Consider the following 22,639-nt stretch of genomic DNA (forward strand, 5'->3'; position numbering starts at 1 on the left):
GCCGGAGACCACGGAAGTGACATTGATGGTCTTCTGGATGCGGGCAGCGCCCTGCGCGACGACAGTCATCAATGAACTCACCTCCGGGTCAGCACGTACTGGCTCGTTCCGCGCGGATCAGCGGGAACTCGATCACCGTAGCAAGCGGTCCGCGGCGCGCGCCAACTCTTTTTCCGGCTTCTTTTCCGGCTTCCTTTCGGCAACTTTTCCGGCGGCGCCGTCGGGTGCATGTCCGATTCGTTCAAGACCGGCGGGCCGGTCCGCTCCTAGCCTGGCCGCATGACTTCCCGAACGACTCCCCGACTCGACATGATCGGCCTCGTCGTCTCCGACATGGCCGCCTCGCTCGCCTTCTACCGCCGGCTGGGCCTGGACCTCCCGGCCGGGGCGGAGGCCCAGCCGCACGTGGAGGCCGTCCTGCCCGGCGGGCTCCGCATCGGCTTCGACACGGAGGACGTGGTCCGCTCCTTCGACCCGTCCTGGACCCGGCCCACCGGGGGCGGCCGCCGGGAGCTCGCATTCCTGTGCGGGTCCCCCGCCGAGGTGGACGCGGTGTACGCCGAGCTGACGGACGCCGGGTACGAGGGCCACCTAGAGCCCTGGGACGCCTTCTGGGGGCAGCGCTACGCGGCCGTGCTCGACCCGGACGGCTGCGCGGTCTCCCTCTTCGCCGCCGCGTAGGCCCCGGGGGTGGTCCCGGCCAGCGCGCGGAACTCGCGGGCGAGGTGGGCCTGGTCGGCGTAGCCGGCCCGGTGGGCCACCTCGGCCTGCGGAAGCCCCCGCCGGGCCAGTTCCAGCGCCCGCTGGAGGCGCAGCACGCGCCCGAGCGTGCGGGGTCCGTAGCCGAAGGCGTCGAGGGAGCGCCGGTGGAGCTGGCGGGGCCCGAGGCCGACCACCGCCGCCACGGCGGCGACGGACTCCCCCGAGCGGAGCCCCGCGGCCACGCGCGAGGCGAGGGGGTCGGGGGGAGCGCTCCGCCCCGCGCGGCTGCGGGCCAGCCGCTCCAGCCCCGCGCCGGGGTCCTCGTACGCGCTCATCCGCTCCGCGAGGGCGCGCACCTCCGGCTCCGGCCAGAGGTCGGCGAGCTCGACCCGGCGGTCGCGCAGCTCGTGCGCGGGGACGCCGAGCAGGGCGGGGGCCGTTCCCGGGGCGAACCTCAGCCCCGATATCGCGCCGCGGGCACGGCCCGGCACCTCCCCGGCGGGGTGCGGCCCGGTGTCGGGGCCGGCCACCAGCAGCCGTCCGCCGACCCACAGCAGGTCCATGCAGCCGTCGGGCAGCACGGGCCCGCCCGGGGCTCCGGTGCGCCGCCAGACGATCGCGCCGGGCACCAGCGGGGACGGCCGCTCCTCGTACACAGCCGCCACGCTACGCCCCGCAACCCGCTCCGCGCCGGTCGGGCTCAGTGCTTGCGCAGGCGGGCCGAATAGTCCTCCGGCGGCAGGAACTTCGACCAGCGCTCCGGGAACTCGGAGGGCATCTCGCCGTCCCCCTCGTCGTCGTCCTCCGACTCGCCCTCGGCCAGCGCCCGCCAGGCGGCGGCGCGCGCGATCAGCTGAGCGGCCTCCGCCTCGCGGGCCCGCTCGTTCGCCTCGCGGGCCGCGGCGGTGGCCACGGACGGCCAGACGCGGTCGATGGCGGCGTTCACGGCCGCGCCGACGAGCACCGCGAAGGCCGACACGCCGATCCACAGCAGGACGGCGACGGGCGCGGCCAGCGAGCCGTAGATGGTCGGGCCCTCGACGGTGTTCGTGAGGTAGATCCGCAGCAGGAAGGAGCCCAGTACCCACATGGCGAGCGCCACGAGCGCGCCCGGCACGTCCTCGATCCACGGGGAGCGCACGGGGACGGACACGTGGTAGAGCGTGGTCAGGAAGGCGATGGACAGCAGGGTGACGATCGGCCAGTACAGGACCGCGATCACCTCGGTGCTCCACGGCACCCAGCGGACGACCGCGTCGGGCCCGGCCACCATCAGCGGCAGGACGACGGCACCGATCACCAGGGCGACCACGTACAGCAGGAAGGAGAGCAGCCGGGTCTTGACGATGCCGCGCTGGCCGTCGAGCCCGTACATCACGGTGATGGTGTCGATGAAGACGTTGACGGCGCGCGAGCCCGACCAGAGGGCGAAGGCGAAACCGAGGGAGATCAGGTCGGGCCGGCCTGCCTGGGTGACGTCGTCGAGCATCGGTTTGGCGATGTCGTTGACGCCCCGGTCGGACAGGACGGTGCCGACCGCGCCCAGGATGTTCTCCTCGATGGAGGCCACGAAGGTGCCGCCCGTCCAGCCGTCGACGTACCCGAGGAGGCCCAGGAGGCCCAGGAACAGCGGCGGCAGCGAGAGCAGCGTGAAGAACGCCGCCTCGGCCGCGAGTCCGAGGATCCGGTACTCGATGCACGAATTGACGGTGTCCTTCAGCAGCAGCCACGCCATCTTGCGCTTGGAGACGTTGCGGTAGAGGGCACGGGCCCGGTGGAGTCGCCCGGGGACCCGCTCGTGGACCCGCTCGGGTGTTTCTTTTGCTGGCTGCACGTCCTTACGGTATCCGCATGGCAGCCACCACCCACACAGTCACCAACCAGGCCCCTCCCCTGGTGGGCTATGACGTCTACGGCACCGACCGGGCACTGCGCGAGGGCGTGGAGCGGCACCTCCCGGCGTCGGCGCCCGAACTCCTCGGCGAGGTGCGGCAGGAGCTCCACGAACTCGGGCGCGCCGCGGGTTCGGCGCAGGCCCTGCGGTGGGGTGCGCTGGCGAACGAGAACCCGCCGCGACTGCACACGCACGACCGGTACGGCAACCGGGTCGACGAGGTGGACTTCCACCCGGCCTGGCACCGGCTGCTGGGGCACGCGGTGGGGGCCGGGCTGACCGACGCGTGGGGGCGCCCGGCCGGGCATCTGCGCCGTGCGGCCGGGTTCCTCGTGTGGTCGCAGGCCGAGGCGGGGCACGGCTGTCCGGTGTCGATGACCCATGCGGCGGTACCGGCGCTGCGCGCGGATCCGGAGCTGGCCGCGGAGTGGGAGCCGCGGCTGACCTCGCACGTGTACGAGCAGGACCTGCGGCCGGCGGCGCAGAAGGCCGGGGTGCTGTTCGGCATGGCGATGACGGAGAAGCAGGGCGGCAGCGACGTACGGGCGAACACGACGGCGGCGAAGCCGCTGGACGCGGCGGGCGAATACCTGCTGACGGGCCACAAGTGGTTCTGCTCGGCGCCGATGTCGGACGGCTTCCTGGTGCTGGCGCAGGCGGGCTCCGCCGGGGAGGGCGGCCTGACGTGCTTCCTGGTGCCGCGGGTGCTGCCGGACGGTACGCGCAACGTGTTCGCGATCCAGCGACTGAAGGACAAGCTGGGCAACCGTTCGAACGCCTCGGCCGAGGTGGAGTTCGACGGGACGTGGGCGCGGCGGGTCGGCGAGGAGGGGCGGGGGGTGCGGACCATCATCGGGATGGTCGCGGCGACCCGGCTGGACTGCGTGCTGGGCGCGGCGGCGCAGATGCGGCAGGCGCTGACGCAGGCCGTGCACCACGCGGAGCACCGCTCTGCTTTCGGAGCACGGCTCATCGAGCAGCCGCTGATGCGCAACGTGCTGGCCGACCTGGCCCTGGAGTCGGAGGCGGCGACGACGCTGGGGCTGCGCCTCGCGGCCGCGTACGACGCCGGGACGGAGCAGGAGCGGGCCTTCCTGCGCATCGCGGTGCCCGCCGCGAAGTACTGGGTGACCAAACGGTGTACGCCGATGGTGGCGGAGGCCCTGGAGTGTCTGGGCGGCAACGGCTACGTCGAGGAGTCCGGGCTGCCGAGACTGCTGCGCGAGTCCCCGCTGAACTCGATCTGGGAGGGCTCGGGCAACGTGCAGGCCCTGGACGTACTGCGGGCGCTGCAGCGGGAGCCGATGGCGCTGAACGCGTTCCTCCAGGAGGTGGGGCAGGCGCGCGGCGCCGATCACCGGCTGGATTCGGCCATCAAGGGGCTGCTGACGGAGCTCGCGGACCTGGAGGGCATCGAGGCGCGGGCGCGCCGGGTGGTGGAGCGGATGGCCCTGGTGCTCCAGGGGTCGCTGCTGGTGCGCTGGGCGCCGCCGGAGGTGGCGGACGCGTTCTGCGCCTCGCGCCTGGGCGGCGACCGGGGCGCGGCGTTCGGCACGCTGCCGCACACGCTGCATCTGGGCGCGCTGGTCGAACGGGCGCGGATCGCGGGCTAGGTTCAGGTACCTGTCCCCAAACAGGTCCGAGCCGGGATCCGGGCCCGCCGACCTGGAACAGAGGTGGCGCCGCGCCGACTCGGCACCACCCCTGATCCGAAAGCCCCGAGGAGGAGCTGTCACGCCGCGAGGCGACGTCCGGACAGTTTCGGTCGGCCGCCCGGTACTTGGCGAGAGTTGCATACCGTTGCAACCCTCTGAGTCCTCTGAGTTCTCTGCGTTCTCGGCGTTCTTGGCGTTCTCGGCGTTCTTGGCGTTCTTGGCGTTCTCTGCGTTTCGCTCCGCACGGGGAGGTTCCGGTGGCCTACACCGCAGGCAGCACGGTCGATGTGGCACGCATCTCGGCCATGGACGCGCGGGAGGCCGCGCGTCTGCTCAAGGGCGTACGGGCGGCCGCGCTGGCCGGGGACCGGCCGCCCGCGGAGCCCCGTCCCGAGATCGCCGAATCCTGGCGCCGGATGCTGGCCGGCGGGGTGCACCCGGACCGCGACGCGCGCTCGCGGATGCTGTCGGCCGCCGAGACGGAGGAGCGGCGGCAGGTCTCGCCGCTGCGGGAGATCCTGCCGGTACTGCGCGAAGGGCTGCTGCCGGCGCTGGACACGGCGCTGCACATCATGGTCGTCGCCGACGCCGAGGGGCGGCTGCTGTGGCGGGAGGGGGCCTCCTCGATCCTGCGCAAGGCGGACCGCCTGGGCTTCGCGGTGGGCGCCGACTGGGCCGAGGGGGTGGTCGGCACGAACGGGGTGGGTACGGCGCTGGTGGCCCGGCAGCCGGTCCAGGTGTTCTCGGCGGAGCACTTCGTCTCCAGCCACCACGACTGGACCTGCGCGGGGGCGCCGGTACGGGACCCGCGGGACGGGCGGCTGCTGGGCGTGGTGGACGTCAGCGGGCCGCTGGCCACCATGCACCCGGCCACGCTGGCCTGGGTGAGCTCGGTGGCCCGCCTCGCGGAGCGCGAGCTGCGGATCCGGCACCTGGAGTCGCTGGAGCGGCTGCGTGCGGTCGCGTCTCCGCTGCTGGCCCGGCTGCCGGGGCGGGCCCTGGCGGTGGACCCGCAGGGCTGGACGGCGGCGGTGACCGGCCTGGCCCCGGCGGACCGGATCGCGCTGCCGAAGGGGTTCGGGCCGGGCCGGGTCTGGGTGGCGCAGCTCGGGGACTGCGTCGTGGAGCCGCTGCCGGGCGGCTGGCTGCTGCGCGTCGCGGAGGCGCCGGGCACGGCCGCGGCGGCGAGCCGGGTGGTGCTGGACCTGAGCCGGCCGCGGGTGTGGTCGGCGACCGTGTACGGGGGCGCCGGGAGCTGGTCCCAGGAGCTGAGCCCTCGCCACGCGGAGCTGCTGTTCCTGCTGGCGGAGAGCCCGCGGGGGCGGTCGGCGGCGGAGCTGGCGGCGGAGCTGTTCGGGGATCCGACACGGACGGTGACGGTGCGGGCCGAGCTGTCCCGGGTCCGCAGACACCTGGGCGGGGTGCTGACGCACCGCCCGTACCGCTTCGCGGACGACGTGGAGGTGGAGCTGATCCGCCCCGAGGACCCGGCGGAGCTGCTGCCGCACTCGACGGCCCCGGCGGTGGTCAGGGCCCGGCTGGGCCGGGCGGGGGGCTGGGGGTCCCCCGGGCGGTAGCCGGCGGATGTGATTCCCTGACCTGCATGAGCACCATCACCCTCACCACGTGGTCCCTGGAAATGGCCTCGGCTCAGGACCTGGTCCGGGCGGCCGTCCCAGGGCCTGAGATCGCTGTCCGGCGGGCGGAGGTCCCCTCGCCCGAGTTCAGCCGCTTCCTCTACGCCTCTGTGGGAGGTGACATCCACTGGACCGACCGGTTGTCGCTGACCCGGGCGCAGTGGGTGGAGCAGCTGGGCCGTCCCGGCGTGGAGACCTGGGTGGCGTACGAGCACGGGACGCCGGCGGGGTACGTGGAGCTCGACCCGCAGGACGACGGCGTGGTGGAGATCATGTACTTCGGGCTGCTCCCGGACTTCCGGGGCCGCCGCATCGGGGGCCACCTGCTGACGCTGGGCGTCGAGGCGGCCTGGTCCCTGGCGGAGCGCTGGCCGGGGCGCGCGGAGACGACTCGGGTCTGGCTCCACACGTGCAGCCAGGACGGCCCGACGGCGATGGACAACTACCTGCGCCGCGGCTTCAAGCTCTTCAAGACGGAGACGGAGCAGAAGGAGGACACCCCCACCCCCGGCCCCTGGCCTGGCGCGTAGGGGACGGGGCTGCGGCGCGGGCGGTCGGAGGGGCTCCTTCCGGCCGCGCCCCCCTGTGCCCCCATGGAGTGACCGGCGTCACTCGTCTCGGAATGCGGGACTACATCGTCCGGATAGTGGACAGTAGTGGACTCCTCCAATCGGCCCATGACACGCTTCCGCCATGAATGGAACTGGGATTGCCTTGGTGAGTCGGCGGCACGTCGACCTCGGCCGCATGTCCAGTGCCATCTGTTCGGCGCGCTGACGGAACCAGCCACCGCCGCGCAGCCCCGGCCCAGCGCCCCGCACACCGTCGTCGCGGGGGCGCAGCCGCACCGCAGTCCCCTGAAGGCAGAACACCGCCCTGACCACCGGCACAACCGGAAAATCGGGCGGCGATCGGCCGCACCTGCTCAGCGGCAGGGTTGATCACAGGGGCACTCGCCGCCCCTCCCCCGCCCTTGCAACGAGCCGCCGAAGAAGGACGTACCGCCATGGCCGCCACCCCCGAAACGCCCGCAGCCGCAGCCCCCGCAGCCGCCGCGCGCCGCAAGACCGGCCGTCACCGCGGCGAGGGTCAGTGGGCCGTCGGACACCACACCCCCCTCAACGGCAACGAGCAGTTCAAGAAGGACGACGACGGTCTCAACGTGCGGACACGCATTGAGACGATCTACTCCAAGCGCGGATTCGACTCGATCGACCCCAACGACCTCCGGGGCCGCATGCGCTGGTGGGGTCTGTACACCCAGCGCAAGGAGGGCCTCGACGGCACCAAGACCGGTGTCCTGGAGCCGGAGGAGCTGGACGCGGAGTTCTTCATGCTCCGGGTCCGCATCGACGGCGGCCGGCTGACCACCGAGCAGCTGCGCGTCATCGGCGAGATCTCGCAGGAGTTCGCGCGCGGCACCGCCGACCTCACCGACCGCCAGAACGTCCAGTACCACTGGATCCGGATCGAGGACGTGCCCGAGATCTGGAACCGGCTGGAGGCCGTCGGCCTGTCGACGACCGAGGCCTGCGGTGACACGCCCCGCGTCATCCTCGGCTCGCCCGTCGCCGGGATCGCCGAGGACGAGATCATCGACGGCACCCCCGCCATCGAGGAGATCTACCGGCGGATCGTGGGCAACAAGGACTTCTCCAACCTGCCCCGCAAGTTCAAGTCGGCGGTCTCCGGTTCGCCGCTGCTCGACGTGGCGCACGAGATCAACGACGTCGCCTTCGTCGGCGTGGAGCACCCGGAGCACGGCCCCGGCTTCGACGTCTGGGTCGGCGGGGGTCTGTCCACCAACCCCAAGCTGGGCGTCCGCCTGGGCACCTGGGTCTCGCTCGACGAGGTCCCGGACGTCTACGAGGGCGTCATCTCGATCTTCCGCGACTACGGCTACCGCCGGCTGCGCACCCGCGCCCGCCTGAAGTTCCTCGTCGCCGACTGGGGCCCGGAGAAGTTCCGCCGGGTCCTGGAGGACGAGTACCTGAAGCGCACGCTCACCGACGGCCCCGCCCCCGAGCAGCCGGCCGGGCAGTGGCGCGACCACGTGGGCGTCCACCGCCAGAAGGACGGCCGCTTCTACGTCGGGTTCGCCCCGCGCGTCGGCCGGGTGGACGGCACCACGCTCACCAAAATCGCCGAGGTCGCCGAGTCGCACGGCTCCGGCCGGGTCCGTACCACCGCCGAGCAGAAGATGATCGTCCTGGACGTCGAGGAGGCGCAGGTCGACTCGCTCGTCTCCGCCCTGGAGTCCCTGGACCTGCGGGTCAACCCCTCGCCGTTCCGGCGCGGCACCATGGCCTGCACGGGCATCGAGTTCTGCAAGCTGGCGATCGTCGAGACCAAGGCGCGCGGCGCCTCCCTCATCGACGAACTCGAACGCCGCATCCCCGAGTTCGACGAGCCGATCACCATCAACATCAACGGCTGCCCCAACGCCTGCGCCCGTATCCAGGTCGCGGACATCGGTCTCAAGGGCCAGCTGGTCCTGGACGACGAGGGCAACCGCGTCGAGGGCTACCAGGTCCACCTGGGCGGCGCGCTCGGGCTGGAGGCCGGGTTCGGCCGCAAGGTCCGCGGCCTGAAGGTCACCTCGGCCGAGCTGCCCGACTACGTCGAGCGGGTCCTCACGCGCTTCCAGGAGCAGCGCGAGGCCGGCGAGCGCTTCGCCACCTGGGCGGCGCGTGCCTCCGAGGAGGCCCTGTCGTGAGCGAGCGAGCCGCCCCCTTCCACTGCCCGTACTGCGGCGACGAGGACCTGTTCCCGCACGAGACGGGTCACGGCGCCTGGGAATGCAGGGCCTGCAACCGGGCCTTCCAGCTGAAGTACCTCGGGCTGCTGGCCCGGGGGGTCCGGTCCGACACCGCTGGAGGGGACGAGATATGACCACTGGGCAAGACGTGAGTCTCAAGGATCTCGCCGAGCAGGCCGGGCGCGACCTCGAAGACGCGTCCCCGCTGGACATCCTGCGCTGGGCCGCCGACACCTTCGGCAAGAAGTTCTGCGTCACCTCCTCCATGGAGGACGCCGTCGTCGCGCACCTGGCCTCCCGCGCCTTCCCCGGCGTGGACGTGGTCTTCCTCGACACCGGCTACCACTTCGAGGAGACGATCGGCACCCGTGACGCGGTCGAGGCCGTGATGGACGTCAACGTCATCACCCTCACCCCGCGGCAGTCGGTGGCCGAACAGGACGCGGAGCACGGCCCGAAGCTGCACGACCGCAACCCGGACCTGTGCTGCGCGCTGCGCAAGGTCAAGCCGCTGGAAGAGGGCCTGACCGCGTACGACGCGTGGGCGACCGGCCTGCGCCGCGACGAGTCCCCCACCCGGGCGAACACCCCGGTCGTCGGCTGGGACGAGAAGCGGCAGAAGGTCAAGATCTCCCCCATCGCCCGCTGGAGCCAGGACGACGTGGACGCCTACGTCGCCGAGCACGGGGTCCTGACCAACCCGCTGCTGATGGACGGCTACGCCTCCGTCGGCTGCGCCCCGTGCACCCGCCGCGTGGCGGAGGGCGAGGACGCGCGGGCCGGCCGCTGGGCCGGCCGGGCCAAGACCGAGTGCGGACTGCACGGCTGATGACCGATTACCCATCTCTTTTGAACGCGACGGAGAACGAGCAGATGAGCGTGAGCGACCAGGGCGCCACCGTGTGGCTGACCGGGCTGCCGAGCGCGGGCAAGACCACCATCGCGTACGCGCTGGCCGAGCGCCTGCGCGGCGAGGGCCACCGCGTCGAGGTCCTCGACGGCGACGAGATCCGCGAGTTCCTCTCCGCCGGCCTGGGCTTCGGCCGGGAGGACCGCCACACCAACGTGCAGCGGATCGGGTTCGTCGCCGAACTCCTCGCGAGCAACGGCGTCAAGGCGCTCGTGCCGGTGATCGCGCCGTACGCGGACAGCCGCGAGGCCGTGCGCAAGCGGCACGCCGCCGAGGGCACCCCGTACCTGGAGGTCCACGTGGCCACCCCGGTCGAGGTCTGCTCCGAGCGTGACGTGAAGGGCCTGTACGCCAAGCAGGCGGCGGGCGAGATCTCCGGTCTGACCGGCGTCGACGACCCGTACGAGGCTCCGGACTCCCCGGACCTCCGCATCGAGTCGCACACGCAGACCGTGCAGGAGTCGGCTTCGGCCCTGCACGCGCTGCTCACCGAGAGGGGTCTGGCATGACGGCCACCGTCGCACACGTCCACGGCGCTGCGGACGATTCCCTGGGGGCCGCGCCGTACGCGCTGTCGCACCTCGACGCCCTCGAATCGGAGGCCGTGCACATCTTCCGCGAGGTCGCGGGCGAGTTCGAGAAGCCGGTGATCCTCTTCTCCGGCGGCAAGGACTCCATCGTCATGCTGCACCTGGCGCTCAAGGCCTTCGCGCCCGCCCCGGTTCCGTTCACGCTGCTGCACGTCGACACCGGGCACAACTTCCCCGAGGTGCTCGACTACCGCGACCGGGCGGTGGCCCGGCACAACCTGCGCCTGCACGTGGCCTCCGTCCAGGAGTACATCGACGCCGGCACGCTGCGCGAGCGCCCCGACGGGGTCCGCAACCCGCTGCAGACCGTTCCGCTCACGGAGGCGATCCAGAACCTCAAGTTCGACGCCGTCTTCGGCGGCGGGCGGCGCGACGAGGAGAAGGCCCGCGCCAAGGAGCGCGTGTTCTCCCTGCGCGACGAGTTCTCCCAGTGGGACCCGCGCCGCCAGCGGCCGGAGCTGTGGCAGCTCTACAACGGCCGCCACGCCCCCGGCGAGCACGTCCGCGTCTTCCCGCTGTCCAACTGGACCGAGCTGGACGTGTGGCAGTACATCGCCCGCGAGGGCATCGAACTGCCGGAGATCTACTTCGCCCACGAGCGCGAGGTGTTCCAGCGCAACGGCATGTGGCTGACGGCCGGCGAGTGGGGCGGCCCGAAGGAGGGCGAGACGCCCGAGACCCGCCTCGTCCGCTACCGCACCGTCGGTGACATGTCCTGCACCGGTGCCGTCGACTCCGACGCCACCACGCTGGACGCCGTGATCACCGAGATCGCCGCCTCCCGGCTCACCGAGCGGGGCGCGACCCGCGCCGACGACAAGATGTCCGAGGCCGCGATGGAAGACCGCAAGCGCGAAGGGTACTTCTAGCCATGACCTCCACCACCGAGCAGGTCGGCGACTTCGCCGACCTCGCGGCGACCACCCTGCTGCGCTTCGCGACCGCCGGTTCCGTCGACGACGGCAAGTCCACGCTGGTCGGGCGGCTCCTGCACGACTCCAAGTCGGTCCTGACGGACCAGCTGGAGGCGGTCGAGCGGGTCTCCGCGAGCCGCGGCCAGGACGCCCCCGACCTCGCACTGCTCACCGACGGCCTGCGGGCCGAGCGGGAGCAGGGCATCACCATCGACGTGGCGTACCGCTACTTCGCCACCGCCCGGCGCCGGTTCATCCTCGCCGACACCCCCGGGCACGTGCAGTACACGCGGAACATGGTCACCGGAGCCTCCACCGCCGACCTGGCCGTGGTCCTCGTCGACGCCCGCAACGGCGTGATCGAGCAGACCCGCCGGCACGCCGCCGTCGCGGCTCTGCTGCGCGTTCCGCACGTGGTCCTGGCCGTCAACAAGATGGACCTGGTGGGCTACGAGGAGTCGGTCTTCGCCAAGATCGCCGAGGAGTTCACCGCGTACGCCTCCGACCTGGGCGTCCCGGAGATCACCGCGATCCCGATCTCGGCGCTCGCCGGCGACAACGTGGTCGAGCCGTCCGCCCACATGGACTGGTACGGCGGCCCGACGGTCCTGGAGCACCTGGAGACCGTCCCGGTCAGCCACGACCTGACCGCCTGCCCGGCCCGTTTCCCGGTCCAGTACGTGATCCGCCCGCAGACGGCCGAGCACCCCGACTACCGCGGCTACGCGGGCCAGATCGCCTCCGGCGTGCTGCGCGTCGGCGAGGCCGTCACCGTCCTGCCCTCGGGCCGTACCTCGGTGATCGCCGGGATCGACGCCCTCGGCGAGAGCGTGGACATCGCGTGGGCCCCGCAGTCGGTGACGGTCCGCCTGGCGGACGACATCGACATCTCGCGCGGCGACCTGATCGCGCCGTCGGCGAACCCGCCCGCCACCACGCAGGACGTCATCGCGACCGTCTGCCACGTCGCGGACCAGCCGCTCTCCGTCGGCGCGCGGGTCCTGCTCAAGCACACCACCCGCACGGTCAAGGCCATCGTCAAGGAGATCCCCTCGCGGCTGACCCTGGACGACCTGTCCCAGCATCCGGACCCCGGGCAGCTGGTGGCCAACGACATCGGCCGGGTCGTCGTACGGACCGCCGAGCCGCTCGCGCTCGACGCGTACGCCGACTCCCGCCGTACCGGGTCCTTCCTGCTGATCGACCCGGCCGACGGGACCACCCTGGCGGCGGGCATGGCGGGCGAGTCCTTCGCCTCGCAGGCCCGGACGAGCGTCCAGGCCGACGAGGAAGGCTGGGACTTCTAGCCCATGGCCTCCGACATCTACTCCACGTTCGCCAAGGAAGGCGGCCGCGTGGGCAGCGGCCGCCTCGGCAGCGGCCAGGGCGGAGTGGCGCGATGTGCGCGATGACGCTCAGCCCCCACGAGCACCACCTGCCCTTGCTCCGCAGACGAAGACCCGCGTCATGAGATGACGCTACGAGAGGAAGCCCTCCCGTGCCTGCCACCGGTACCACCCTCACCACCCTGCGCCGCGGCGTCGCCGCCGCTGCCGCCCTGCCGCTGCTGATCGGCGCACTCGCCTCCTGCGGCTACGGCTCCCAGTCCGAGGAGCCGGCGGACAAGAAGGCGAACGCCGCGGCCGCCGGCGACAAGAAGCTCTCGGCCCCCGAGGTCCGTATCGGGTACTTCCCGAACCTGACCCACGCCACCGCGCTGGTCGGCATCCAGGAAGGCCTCATCGCCAAGGAGCTCGGCGCGACCGCGATCAAGCCGCAGACGTTCAACGCGGGTCCGTCCGAGATCGAGGCTCTCAACAGCGGCTCCCTCGACATCGGCTTCATCGGCCCCTCGCCGGCGATCAACGGCTACGTGAAGTCCAAGAGCAGCAACCTGCGGATCATCTCCGGGTCGGCCTCCGGTGGCGTGAAGCTGGTGGTGAACCCGGACAAGATCAAGACCCTGGACGACCTCAAGGGCAAGAAGATCGCGACCCCGCAGAAGGGGAACACGCAGGACGTCGCGTTCCTCAACTGGATCGCGGAGAAGGGCTGGAAGGTCGACCCGGAGTCCGGCAAGGGCGACGTGTCCGTGGTGCGTACGGACAACAAGGTGACCCCGGACGCCTTCAAGCAGGGCTCGATCGACGGCGCCTGGGTGCCCGAGCCGACCGCCTCCAAGCTGGTCTCCGACGGCGCCTCCGTCCTCCTCGACGAGACCGACCTGTGGCCCGACAAGAAGTTCGTGATCACCAACGTGATCGTGTCGCAGAAGTTCCTCAAGGAGCACCCGGACGTCGTCGAGGCGGTCCTGGCCGGCACGGTGAAGACGAACGAGTGGATCAACGCCAACCCGGACAAGGCGAAGGCCTCCGCCAACGCGGCGCTCAAGGTGCTCAGCGGCAAGGAGCTGGAGCCCGCGGTCATCGACCCCGCGTGGAAGAGCATCCTCGTCACCGACGACCCGCTCGCGGCCACGCTGAAGACGGAGTCCGACTGGGCGGTGAAGGCCAAGCTCATCGAGCAGCCCGACCTCGCCGGGATCTACGACCTGACCCTGCTGAACAAGGTCCTCAAGGCCGCCGGCAAGCCCGAGGTCGCCGACGCCGGTCTCGGCGCCAAGCAGTCCTGAGCAGCACAGAAGTCCGCCCGTACGAACCCCAGGAGGTGACGACCATGGCCACCACACTCGCCAAGGCTGTCGAGGACACCACCGTGGTGTCACACGCCGCACGGATCGAGCACGTCTCGAAGTCCTTCTCCGGCCCGGCCGGATCACAGCTCGTCCTGGACGACATCAGCCTCGATGTCGCACCCGGCGAGTTCGTCACCATCCTGGGAGCCTCCGGCTGCGGCAAGTCCACCCTGCTCAACCTCGTCGCCGGACTCGACCGCCCCACCACCGGCACCATCACCACCGCCGGCCGCCCCGCCCTCATGTTCCAGGAACACGCCCTGTTCCCCTGGCTCACCGCCGGCAAGAACATCGAACTCGCCCTGCGCCTGCGCGGAGTCGCCAAAGCCGACCGCAAGCCGGAAGCCGAACGCCTCCTGGAACTGGTCCGCCTCACCGGCGCCCACGGCAAACGCGTCCACGAACTCTCCGGCGGCATGCGCCAGCGCGTCGCCCTCGCCCGCGCCCTCGCCCAGGACAGCCGCCTGCTCCTGATGGACGAACCCTTCGCCGCCCTGGACGCCATCACCCGCGACGTCCTGCACGGCGAACTCACCCGCATCTGGGCCGAAACCGACGTCTCCGTCCTCTTCGTCACCCACAACGTCCGCGAGGCCGTCCGCCTCGCCCAGCGCGTGGTCCTGCTCTCCTCACGCCCCGGCCGCCTCGCCAGGGAATGGACCGTCGACATCCCCCAGCCCCGCCGCATCGAAGACGCCGACGTCGCGGAACTGTCCGTCGAAATCACCGAACACCTGCGTGGGGAGATCCGCCGCCATGGCCAGCACTGAAACCAAACCGACCACGGACGACCTCGCCGGCCTGGAAGCCGGCCTCGACGCCCTCGACGCCGTCCACACCCACCGCACCCCCCTCCGCCAGGTCCTGACCAAGAAAGCCCTGCCCCCGCTGCTCGCCGTCGGCCTCGTGCTCGTGGTCTGGCAGGTACTGGTCTCCCTGAAGGTCACCGACGAGACCAAACTCCCCGCCCCCTCCGCCGTCTGGGACAGCCTGACCCAGATGTGGCTCAAGGGCACCCTCCTCGACGTCATCTGGACCAGCGTCTCCCGCGGCCTGCTCGGCTTCCTCCTCGCCCTCGCCATCGGCACCCCCCTCGGACTCCTCGTCGCCCGCGTCACCTTCGTCCGCGCCGCCATCGGCCCCATCCTGCAAGGCCTGCAGTCCCTGCCCTCCGTCGCCTGGGTCCCCCCGGCCGTCCTCTGGTTCGGCCTCAACGACGCCATGATGTACACCGTCATCCTCCTGGGCGCCGTCCCCTCCATCGCCAACGGACTCGTCTCCGGCATCGACCAGATCCCCCCGCTCTACCTGCGCGCCGGCCGTACCCTGGGCGCCACCGGCCTCAGCGGCGCACGCCACGTGGTCATGCCCGCAGCCCTCCCCGGCTACCTCGCCGGCCTCAAGCAGGGCTGGGCCTTCTCCTGGCGCTCCCTCATGGCCGCCGAAATCATCGCCAGCTCCCCCGACCTCGGCCTGGGCCTGGGCCAACTCCTCGAAAACGGCCGCAACAACATCGACCTCCCCGGCGTCTTCCTCGCCATCACCCTCATCCTCGTCGTCGGCATCGCCATCGACCTCCTCATCTTCAGCCCCGCCGAACGCCACGTCCTGCGCACCCGCGGCCTCCTGGTCAAGAGCTGAGCCGCGCCATGCGTCCCCCCTTCCGCGCCACCGCATCCGCCAGCGACCCCGTCCTGCTGGTCATCGCCCACGGCAGCCGCGACCCGCGGCACGCGGCGACCGTGCACGCCCTCACCGGGCGGGTGCGGGCGCTGCGGCCGGGGCTGCGGGTGGAGACGGCCTTCCTGGACTTCGACACCCCGACGGTGTCCGAGGTGACGTCGTCCCTGTACCGCTGCGGCGTACGGGAGATCGTGGCCCTCCCGCTGCTGCTGACGCGGGCGTTCCACGCGAAGTCCGACATCCCCGCGGTGCTGGCCGAGGCCACCTCCCGGATGCCGGACCTCACGGTCCGGATCGCGGACGTCCTCGGCCCGTCCCCGCTGCTCGTCGGCGCCCTGGAGCGCCGCCTCGCGGAAGCGGGCCTCACTCCGGCGGACCGCGCCACCACCGGTGTGGTGCTCGCGTCCGCCGGTTCCTCCGACCCGGAGGCGATCGCAGTGATCGCTGAAATCGCGCGGGAGTGGCGGCACACCGGTTGGTGCGCCGTGCGGCCTGCGTTCGCCTCCGCCCGCCTGCCCCGTACGGAGGACGCCGTACGGGCCCTGCGCGCCGAGGGGGTCCGCCGGGTGGCGGTGGCCCCGTACGTCATCGCCCCCGGACGCCTGCCGGACCGTATCGAGGCGGGCGCGGAAGCCGCCGGGGCCGACCTGGTGGCGGGCGTCCTCGGCGCGGCCCCCGAGCTGGCCCGCCTCCTGCTGCGCCGCTACGACACGGCGCCGCGCGGCGTGCCCCTCCTCAGCGCGGCCTGACGCCCGGCCCCGCCGCCCGGCTCTCGTTCGGGTGAATCCAGGGCTCGGGCCAGTGGATCATGGGTAGTCCAGCCGTGAGGTTCCGTGCAACACACAACGGAATCGATCGTCCTGGCCGCCCCTGGAGGGCATATGTCCATGTCACGCCGTACGCGCAAGCTCCTCACCACGTCCGCCGCCTTGATCCTGTCCGCCGCGGGGGCGGGTCTCACGGCCCCCGCGAACGCCGCCCCCACCGTCCCCGCCACCGCGCCGAGTACGGTGCGGGAGGCCCGGGCCGCCGGGTTCAACGCCAGCGGGGTCTGGACCATCTACCAGTCCAACGCCACCGTGCGGATCGACCTGAGGCAGGACGGCAACGGCAACCTCTTCGGGTCCACGTCGTCCGGAAACACCGTGGGGACCGTGCAGGAGGGGTCCGTCACCGGGAACGACATCTACTTCATCGTCCAGTGGAACCACGGCCCCAGGGGCCGGTACACCGGCTCCCTGGGCCCGGACCGCCGCCTCTCCGGCATCACGGTCGACCTGAACAACCCCTCCAGCCAGGCCACTTGGCGCAGCGACCGCACGTTCTGACGTACTGGCGCTGCGCCGCAGCCCTCAGGCCCTGGCCGCCGCCTCGTCGGCCAGGGCCGTGAGGTCCTCGACCGACATGGCGCCCGGCGGCAGGCCCTCGCGGGCGAAGATGTTCGCCGCGTGGCGGAGGGTGTCGTTCACCGGGGTCGGGACCCCGTGCAGGCGCCCCAGCAGGGAGATCTCGCCGTTGAGGTAGTCCGCCTCGATGGAGCCGGTGCCCCGGCGCAGGGACTGCCAGGACGAACCGCCCCGCACGCCCGGGGGCTGCTCGACCTTGCCGTCGCGGGCCGCCGCCTGCTCCTCGTCGGAGGCGTACGCGATCCCCGCCGCCCCGAGCGCCGCCCGCCCCTCCCGCTGGGCGCGCAGCAGCAGCGCCGCCTTCGCCGGGTGCGGCTCCGGGCCCGTCGTCGCCTGGACGGCGTTGCCCAGGTTCCCCAGCAGCTTCGCGTACTTCCACCGCATCACGTCCGGGGTGACCGGGGCCGCGAAGCCGGACTTCTCCAGGTCGGCCGCGATCCGGTCGGCCCGGGCGTCCGCGCCCCCGGCCGCGAGTCCGAGGTGCAGGACGCCGGTCAGCGGCGCGCACAGCGCGGACACCACGCCCGGCTCCAGGAAGGTGGCCGGCAGCCAGACGCAGACCCCGTACACGTGGGCGAAGCGGCGCAGCGCCAGCCGCTCGCTCTCCACCCCGTTCTGCGCGCACAGCACCGGCAGCCGCTGCGCCGCCGTACCGCCGCCCGCCACTTCCGCGTCGCCCCACGCGTCGAGCGCGGCGATCGCGTCCTGGGTCTTGACGGTCAGCAGGAGCACGTCGTCCGGCCGCAGTTCACCGAGTTCCGGGGGGCCCGCGACCACGGGGAGCCGGTGGACCCGGGTCCCGTCCGCCGTGGTGAGCCGCAGCCCGTCCGTCTTGAGGGCCTCCGCGTGGGCGCCGCGCGCGACGAGGACGACCTCGGCGCCCGACTCCGCCAGCCGTCCGCCGATGCTCGCGCCGATCGCCCCGGCGCCGATGATGATGTAACGCATGCCGGGAGCCTGGCACATCCGGCGGCCTGCGTTACCGTCGGGGCATGGCGGACGACGTGTTGCTCCTCGGCGGAGACCTTCCGGTACGGCGGCTCGGCCTCGGCACGGGCGGCCTGGTCGGCCCCGGCTACTGGGGCCCGCGCGGCAGCCGTGCCGAGGCGCTGGCCCTGCTGCTCACCGCCGTCGAGCGCGGTGTCACGCTCATCGACACCGCCGACAACTACGGCCCCGACCTGGCCGAGGAGCTGATCGCCGAGGCCCTCCACCCGTACGGGGAGCGGCTGGTCATCGCCACGAAGGGCGGGGTGGTGCGCACCGGTCCCGACCGGTGGCACGCGGCGGGGCGGCCCGAGCAGCTGCGGGCGATGTGCGAGGCGAGCCTGCGGCGGCTGCGCGTGGAGAGCATCGGCCTCTACCAGCTGCACCGCTTCGATCCCGAGGTCCCGGAGACGGAACAGCTGGGGGCGCTGGCGCAGTTGCGGGCGGAGGGCAAGATCCGGCACATCGGCCTGGACACGGTGACCGCCGGGCAGCTGCGGCGGGCGCTGGAGGTCGTCCCGGTCGCCGCCGTGCAGAACCCGTACAACCTGGTGGACCGGTCCTCGGCGGAGGTGCTCGCGCTGTGCGAGGCGCGGGGGATCGCCTTCCTTCCGTACTACCCGCTGGGCAGCGGCGCGCTGACGCGCGAGAGCGCGGCGGCGGTGACCGCGGTGGCCGCCGAGCACCGGGCGGGGCCGGGACAGATCGCGCTGGCCTGGCTGCTGCACCGCTCCCCCGTGCTGTGCCCCACGCCGGGGACGGGCTCGCTGGCCCACCTGGCGGAGAACCTGGACGCGGCGACGATCCGCCTGACGCCGCAGGAGAGGTCCGTCCTCGACGCGCTCGGCGAGTAGGGTCGGCGCCCCGCCGGCGGCGTCAGTCCTGCGTCAGCTCCACGAGTTTGACGACGGTGTTCCAGTTGCGGCTGGTCGCGTCGATGCCCTTGAACACGGCGGGCTTGTGGAGGGCCTCGCCCAGCTTGGAGCGGCCCAGGCCGTCCGGGGCGTAGAGGTAGACGACCCGGTCGCCGATCCGGTACTCCTCCGGGAGGAAGGAGGGCCCGTCGATCGAGGCGAAACGCTCCTCACCGGGCTGCGCGGAGAGGAAGGTGGCGTGCAGCTGCTTGCCCTCCAGTTCGGCGGCCGGGAAGGGGCAGCCCTCGGCGACGGCCCGCAGGTATTCCCCGTCGACGACGAGACAGGCCACCGCGAAGCCGAAGCGGGTCTCGATGGCCCGCTCCAGCTCGCGGGCGAGGGCGGCCGGGTCCTTCTCCGGGCTCGTGAAGACGGCGTTCCCGCTCTGGAGGTACGTCTGCACGCCGGTCAGGCCGAGGTCGGTCAGGACCTCGCGCAGCTCGGCCATCGGGACCTTCTTGGCCCCGCCGACATTGATCCCGCGCAGCAGGGCCGCGTACTTCTTCGTGGTCATGACCGAACGATAGGGCGACGCACGGACAACGCGGGCCGCGTGGACCGTGCGTGCCGCTCGGCCGGCCTGGGACGCCCGGCCGGTCAGGAGCGCACGGCCGGTCAGGAGCGCACGGCCGGTCAGGAGCGCACGGCCGGTCAGGGGCGCGCGGCCAGTTCGGCCTCGATCAGGTCGGCGGCCTGTCGCGTACCGCCCTCCGTGGCCATCTGGGCGCGGATCGCCTCGGCGCGGGCGGCGACCTGGGGGTCCCCGACGAGTGCGAGGACGGCCTCGCGCAGGGTGCGGGCGTCGGCCTGCTCCATGGGGAGGTGCCGGGCGACGCCGAGGCCCTGGAGCATGTCGGCGTTGCCGAACTGGTCGACGGCCTGCGGGACGGCGACCATGGGGGTGGCGGTGGCGAGGCCCTCCTGGCTGCCGCCGGCGCCCGCGTGGGTGATGAAGGCGTCGGCCTGGCGCAGGATGTCCAGCTGGGGGACCCAGCGGTGGACCTCCACGTTGGCGGGGAGCGCGCCGAGTTCGGCCTCGTCGGTGAACTTGCCGATCTGGAGGACGACGTGCCAGTCGGGGAGGTCCCCGAAGGCTTCGGCGCAGGCGCGGTAGAAGGCGGGCTGCTTGGTGAAGGTGGAGCCGAGGGAGACGAGGAGCACCTTCTTCCCGGCGGCCGCGGCCGGGCGCTCCCAGATGCCCTGCGAGGCGCTGCGGTCGCCCTGGCAGGCGCCGACGAAGGTGTGGACGGACGCGTCGACGCGGTCGGCGTGGGGCTGGAGGGCTCGGGGGATGAGGACGATGCTGCGGCGCGGCCGGCCGACGAAGGGGTCGCTGTCCTCTTCGATGCCGTTCTCGTCGAGCCAGGCACGGAAGCGGGCGTAGTACGCCCGGCCGCGCTCGGTGGCGCGCAGTTCGGCCGTCATCGGCTCGCCGACCTCCTCCTCGTACCCGGTCCAGGCGACCAGGTTCGGGGAGAGGGAGACGGCGGGAACGCCCCAGCGGTGGGCGAGGACGCGCGCCGGGTAGGAGGTGACGTCGTGGAGGACGAGGTCGGGCTCGTCCCCCTCGAAGGCCGCCGCGAGCTGCGGCAGGGCCTGGACCGCGTCCGCCAGGAAGGGCTCCAGGTGGTCGATGAGCTCGGTGCCCCAGGCCTCGGGTTCGTCGTCGGCGGGGAGGGTGGAGTTCCAGATCACCGGCGTGGCGCCGGTCTCCGCGATCTTCTGGGCGAAGGGGGCGGGGATCGCGTAGCTGACGCGGTGGCCGCGGGCGACGAGTTCCCGGATCACTTCGATGCTCGGGTTCACGTGCCCGTGGGCGGCGATGGAGAACATGGCGATGTGGGCGGGCTTGGCTGAGATCATGCACCGAGGCTAACGAGACGATACGTCTCGTGCAACGTGGATTTCCGGCCGGTCACGGAGCGGGGTGCGAGACTGGGCGGATCCACGAAGATCCGGATCCGGAGGGACGGAGACACGGCATGGACGAGGCGCAGGCCAGGGACGTACTGACGGCAGCGGGCCTGACGGGCCGGGCCGGGCCCGGCGCGCTGCTGGCCCTCGGCGAGAACGCCGTGTTCGCGGTGGACGAGTTGGTGGTGAAGGTCGGCCGGGAGGCCGCTCTGCTGGAGCGGGCCGAGCGGGAGCTCGCGGTGGCGGGCTGGCTCGAAGGCGCCGGGGTCCCGGCCGTCCGCGCGGCCGAGCCGCGGGCGCGGCTGGTGGCGGGGCACCCCGTGACGGTGTGGCACCGCCTCCCGGACGCGGTCCGCCCGGCCGGCCCCGAGGACCTGGCGGCGCTGCTGCGGCAGATCCACGCCCTCGGGGCGGCGCCGGTCGCGCTGCCCGCGCGGGACCTGCTGGGCGGGGTCGAGCGCTGGCTCCGGCTGGCGGGCGACTCGGTCGACCCCGCCGACGCGGCGTACCTGCGGGCCCGGCGCGACGCGTACGCCGACGAGGTGGCCGCGCTCACCCCGCACCTGACGCCGGGTCCGATCCACGGCGACGCCCTGCCCCGCAACGTCCACGTGGGCCCGGACGGGCCGGTCCTGGTGGACCTGGAGACCGTCTCGGCCGACCTGCGCGAGCACGACCTGGTGGTGATGGCCCTCTCCCGCGACCGGTACGGCCTGCCGGCGCAGGCGTACGAGGCCTTCACGGCGGCGTACGGCTGGGACGTGCGCGACTGGGAGGGCTGCGCGGTGCTCCGCGGCGCCCGCGAAACGGCCAGCTGCGCCTGGGTGGCCCAGCACGCCCCGCGCAACCCGCAGGCCCTGGCCGAATTCCGCCGCCGCGTCACCTCCCTGCGCGACGCCGACCCGGAAACCCGCTGGCACGCGTTCTAGAGATACAAGATGCCGTACCACCAAGGACGGCACATGAGACTGCCCACCACGATCGACACCGCCCGCCTGGCACGGCGGAGTTCAAGGTCATCCGGCCGGCCCGGACCCGGTCCGCGCGCTCGCCCCGGTCGTTGGGCCACCTGCCGCTGCGGGCCAACGCCGCGTCGGCGGGCGAACCGCAGGACACCGGCGTCCGGCGCCCGCTCGACCGCGACCTGCACCTCGTCTACCGCGAGGAGTGGCCGGCCCGAACCCTCAGGCCGTCGCCGGGAGCGCCGTGCGCAACGGCCAGTGCGGGTCGATCACCGCGTCCGGGGCGCCCTGACGGCGCAGGTACGACTGGAAGTCGCGGGCCCAGCGCTCGTGCCAGGTGCCCTGGCGGGCGTGGAGCGCGGCCGGGGTGAGGGCAGCGACCTCCGGATGGCGGGCCGCTATCGCCCGGGCCACCTCCACCGCGGCCAGCGCGTCCGCGCCCGCGTCGTGCGCGGAGTCCAGGGTGACCCCGTAGACGCCACACACCGCCTCCAGCGTCCGCTTGCCGCGCCGGTAGCGGTCCACGGCCCGGTCGATGGTCAGCGGGTCCACCACGGGCCCGGTCTCCGTCCCGCCCAGCCGGTCCGCCAGGGAGGGCAGTCCGTGCCGGGCCAGCTCGGCCGTCAACAGGGTCAGGTCGAAGGCCGCGTTGTACGCGACGACCACCGCTCCCCGGCGCCAGTGCTCCACCAGGGCCCCGGCCACCTCGTCCGCGACCTCCCGCACGGGGCGGCCTTCCGCCACCGCCCGCTCCGTGCTGATCCCGTGGATCGCCGAGGCGCCCTCCGGGATCGGTATCCCCGGATCCGCCAGCCAGCCGCGCCGGCCGCACACCTCGCCCGCCCGTACCTCGACCAGCGCCGCCGTCACGATCCGCGACTCCCCCGGCTCCGTGCCGGTCGTCTCCAGGTCGAATCCGATCAGCACACCGCCGTGCCAGTCCCCCATGCCGCGCCCCTCCCCCGCACTCCCCGTGCACCTTCGGTCTATGACTTTCAGCCTGCCACGGGGCACTGAC

At 72.7% G+C, this 22,639-nt stretch carries 23 protein-coding genes and 1 pseudogene; 18 read left to right on the forward strand and 6 right to left on the reverse strand.

Features of this window, described 5'->3' with window-relative positions; all coding sequences use genetic code 11:
• Window positions 1-279: 279 nt before the first annotated feature.
• On the forward strand, window positions 280-681 hold the full coding sequence (locus CP980_RS07200) for a VOC family protein (protein WP_132759300.1): 402 nt from the start codon (window positions 280-282) through the stop codon (window positions 679-681).
• Here CP980_RS07200 and CP980_RS07205 read toward each other — a convergent pair.
• Window positions 624-1,358, reverse strand: coding sequence for a helix-turn-helix transcriptional regulator (locus tag CP980_RS07205; protein ID WP_150530155.1), 735 nt, complete (start codon window positions 1,356-1,358; stop codon window positions 624-626). The genes CP980_RS07200 and CP980_RS07205 overlap by 58 nt on opposite strands.
• Window positions 1,359-1,402: 44 nt before the next feature.
• Window positions 1,403-2,536, reverse strand: a complete 1,134-nt coding sequence (locus CP980_RS07210; RefSeq protein WP_132759299.1) for a YihY/virulence factor BrkB family protein — start codon at window positions 2,534-2,536, stop codon at window positions 1,403-1,405.
• Window positions 2,537-2,553: 17 nt separating this feature from the next.
• Between CP980_RS07210 and CP980_RS07215 the strand changes: the two genes are divergently transcribed.
• The 15 genes from CP980_RS07215 to CP980_RS07280 all read left to right on the forward strand — a co-directional run bounded on the left by CP980_RS07215 (window position 2,554) and on the right by CP980_RS07280 (window position 16,766).
• The gene (locus CP980_RS07215) at window positions 2,554-4,209 is read left to right on the forward strand and encodes an acyl-CoA dehydrogenase family protein (RefSeq protein ID WP_132759298.1); all 1,656 of its coding nucleotides are present in this window, start codon (window positions 2,554-2,556) and stop codon (window positions 4,207-4,209) included.
• Window positions 4,210-4,556: 347 nt separating this feature from the next.
• Window positions 4,557-5,828 carry a GAF domain-containing protein gene (locus CP980_RS07220; protein WP_132759553.1) on the forward strand — a complete coding sequence of 424 codons (1,272 nt, stop codon included), beginning with the start codon at window positions 4,557-4,559 and terminating at the stop codon, window positions 5,826-5,828.
• A gap of 26 nt (window positions 5,829-5,854) precedes the next feature.
• Window positions 5,855-6,418, forward strand: coding sequence for a GNAT family N-acetyltransferase (locus CP980_RS07225; protein WP_132759297.1), 564 nt, complete (start codon window positions 5,855-5,857; stop codon window positions 6,416-6,418).
• A gap of 163 nt (window positions 6,419-6,581) precedes the next feature.
• Window positions 6,582-6,665 carry a putative leader peptide gene (locus tag CP980_RS36690; RefSeq protein WP_373312800.1) on the forward strand — a complete coding sequence of 28 codons (84 nt, stop codon included), beginning with the start codon at window positions 6,582-6,584 and terminating at the stop codon, window positions 6,663-6,665.
• Window positions 6,666-6,894: 229 nt separating this feature from the next.
• Window positions 6,895-8,604 (forward strand): nitrite/sulfite reductase, encoded by a 1,710-nt coding sequence (locus CP980_RS07230; RefSeq protein ID WP_150493114.1) that lies wholly within the window; start codon window positions 6,895-6,897, stop codon window positions 8,602-8,604.
• A complete protein-coding gene (locus CP980_RS07235) occupies window positions 8,601-8,780 on the forward strand; it encodes a hypothetical protein (RefSeq protein ID WP_099888916.1) in 180 nt (59 codons plus the stop codon). Before CP980_RS07230 ends, CP980_RS07235 begins: the two co-directional genes overlap by 4 nt.
• Window positions 8,777-9,475, forward strand: coding sequence for a phosphoadenylyl-sulfate reductase (locus CP980_RS07240; protein ID WP_132759295.1), 699 nt, complete (start codon window positions 8,777-8,779; stop codon window positions 9,473-9,475). Before CP980_RS07235 ends, CP980_RS07240 begins: the two co-directional genes overlap by 4 nt.
• Before the next feature lie 44 nt (window positions 9,476-9,519).
• Entirely contained in the window at window positions 9,520-10,065 is a 546-nt protein-coding gene (gene cysC / locus CP980_RS07245) for an adenylyl-sulfate kinase (protein WP_150530156.1), read from the forward strand.
• Window positions 10,062-11,015, forward strand: coding sequence for a sulfate adenylyltransferase subunit CysD (gene cysD / locus CP980_RS07250; RefSeq protein WP_132759293.1), 954 nt, complete (start codon window positions 10,062-10,064; stop codon window positions 11,013-11,015). Before cysC ends, cysD begins: the two co-directional genes overlap by 4 nt.
• Window positions 11,016-11,017: 2 nt before the next feature.
• The gene (locus CP980_RS07255; RefSeq protein WP_123511980.1) at window positions 11,018-12,367 is read left to right on the forward strand and encodes a sulfate adenylyltransferase subunit 1; all 1,350 of its coding nucleotides are present in this window, start codon (window positions 11,018-11,020) and stop codon (window positions 12,365-12,367) included.
• A 191-nt stretch (window positions 12,368-12,558) separates the two neighbouring features.
• Window positions 12,559-13,692: an aliphatic sulfonate ABC transporter substrate-binding protein gene (locus CP980_RS07260; protein ID WP_150493116.1), complete on the forward strand. Its 1,134-nt coding sequence runs from the start codon at window positions 12,559-12,561 to the stop codon at window positions 13,690-13,692.
• 44 nt (window positions 13,693-13,736) lie between these two features.
• Window positions 13,737-14,525, forward strand: coding sequence for an ABC transporter ATP-binding protein (locus tag CP980_RS07265; protein WP_150493118.1), 789 nt, complete (start codon window positions 13,737-13,739; stop codon window positions 14,523-14,525).
• Entirely contained in the window at window positions 14,512-15,396 is an 885-nt protein-coding gene (locus CP980_RS07270) for an ABC transporter permease (RefSeq protein WP_150493120.1), read from the forward strand. Before CP980_RS07265 ends, CP980_RS07270 begins: the two co-directional genes overlap by 14 nt.
• A gap of 8 nt (window positions 15,397-15,404) precedes the next feature.
• Window positions 15,405-16,187, forward strand: coding sequence for a sirohydrochlorin chelatase (locus CP980_RS07275; protein ID WP_132759030.1), 783 nt, complete (start codon window positions 15,405-15,407; stop codon window positions 16,185-16,187).
• Window positions 16,188-16,325: 138 nt separating this feature from the next.
• A complete protein-coding gene (locus CP980_RS07280) occupies window positions 16,326-16,766 on the forward strand; it encodes a hypothetical protein (RefSeq protein ID WP_150493122.1) in 441 nt (146 codons plus the stop codon).
• Between the two features lie 24 nt (window positions 16,767-16,790).
• On the opposite strand, the gene CP980_RS07285 is transcribed toward CP980_RS07280, so the two are convergent.
• The gene (locus tag CP980_RS07285; protein ID WP_150493124.1) at window positions 16,791-17,792 is read right to left on the reverse strand and encodes a ketopantoate reductase family protein; all 1,002 of its coding nucleotides are present in this window, start codon (window positions 17,790-17,792) and stop codon (window positions 16,791-16,793) included.
• A gap of 44 nt (window positions 17,793-17,836) precedes the next feature.
• On the opposite strand from CP980_RS07285, the gene CP980_RS07290 reads away from it, so the two are divergent.
• Window positions 17,837-18,685, forward strand: a complete 849-nt coding sequence (locus CP980_RS07290; protein WP_132759032.1) for an aldo/keto reductase — start codon at window positions 17,837-17,839, stop codon at window positions 18,683-18,685.
• A gap of 22 nt (window positions 18,686-18,707) precedes the next feature.
• On the opposite strand, the gene CP980_RS07295 is transcribed toward CP980_RS07290, so the two are convergent.
• Together CP980_RS07295 and mgt are read right to left on the reverse strand one after the other, a co-directional pair.
• Window positions 18,708-19,259 (reverse strand): DUF1697 domain-containing protein, encoded by a 552-nt coding sequence (locus CP980_RS07295; RefSeq protein WP_150493126.1) that lies wholly within the window; start codon window positions 19,257-19,259, stop codon window positions 18,708-18,710.
• Between the two features lie 137 nt (window positions 19,260-19,396).
• Window positions 19,397-20,664 (reverse strand): annotated as a pseudogene (gene mgt / locus CP980_RS07300) (macrolide-inactivating glycosyltransferase).
• Window positions 20,665-20,727: 63 nt separating this feature from the next.
• Here mgt and CP980_RS07305 point away from each other — a divergent pair.
• Window positions 20,728-21,588 (forward strand): phosphotransferase enzyme family protein, encoded by an 861-nt coding sequence (locus CP980_RS07305; RefSeq protein ID WP_150493130.1) that lies wholly within the window; start codon window positions 20,728-20,730, stop codon window positions 21,586-21,588.
• A 255-nt stretch (window positions 21,589-21,843) separates the two neighbouring features.
• Here CP980_RS07305 and CP980_RS07310 read toward each other — a convergent pair whose 3' ends face one another.
• The gene (locus tag CP980_RS07310; protein WP_132759036.1) at window positions 21,844-22,569 is read right to left on the reverse strand and encodes a 3'-5' exonuclease; all 726 of its coding nucleotides are present in this window, start codon (window positions 22,567-22,569) and stop codon (window positions 21,844-21,846) included.
• Between the last annotated feature and the right edge of the window lie 70 nt (window positions 22,570-22,639).

Origin of the sequence: Streptomyces vinaceus, from assembly GCF_008704935.1 — a bacterium.
Lineage (GTDB): Bacteria > Actinomycetota > Actinomycetes > Streptomycetales > Streptomycetaceae > Streptomyces > Streptomyces vinaceus.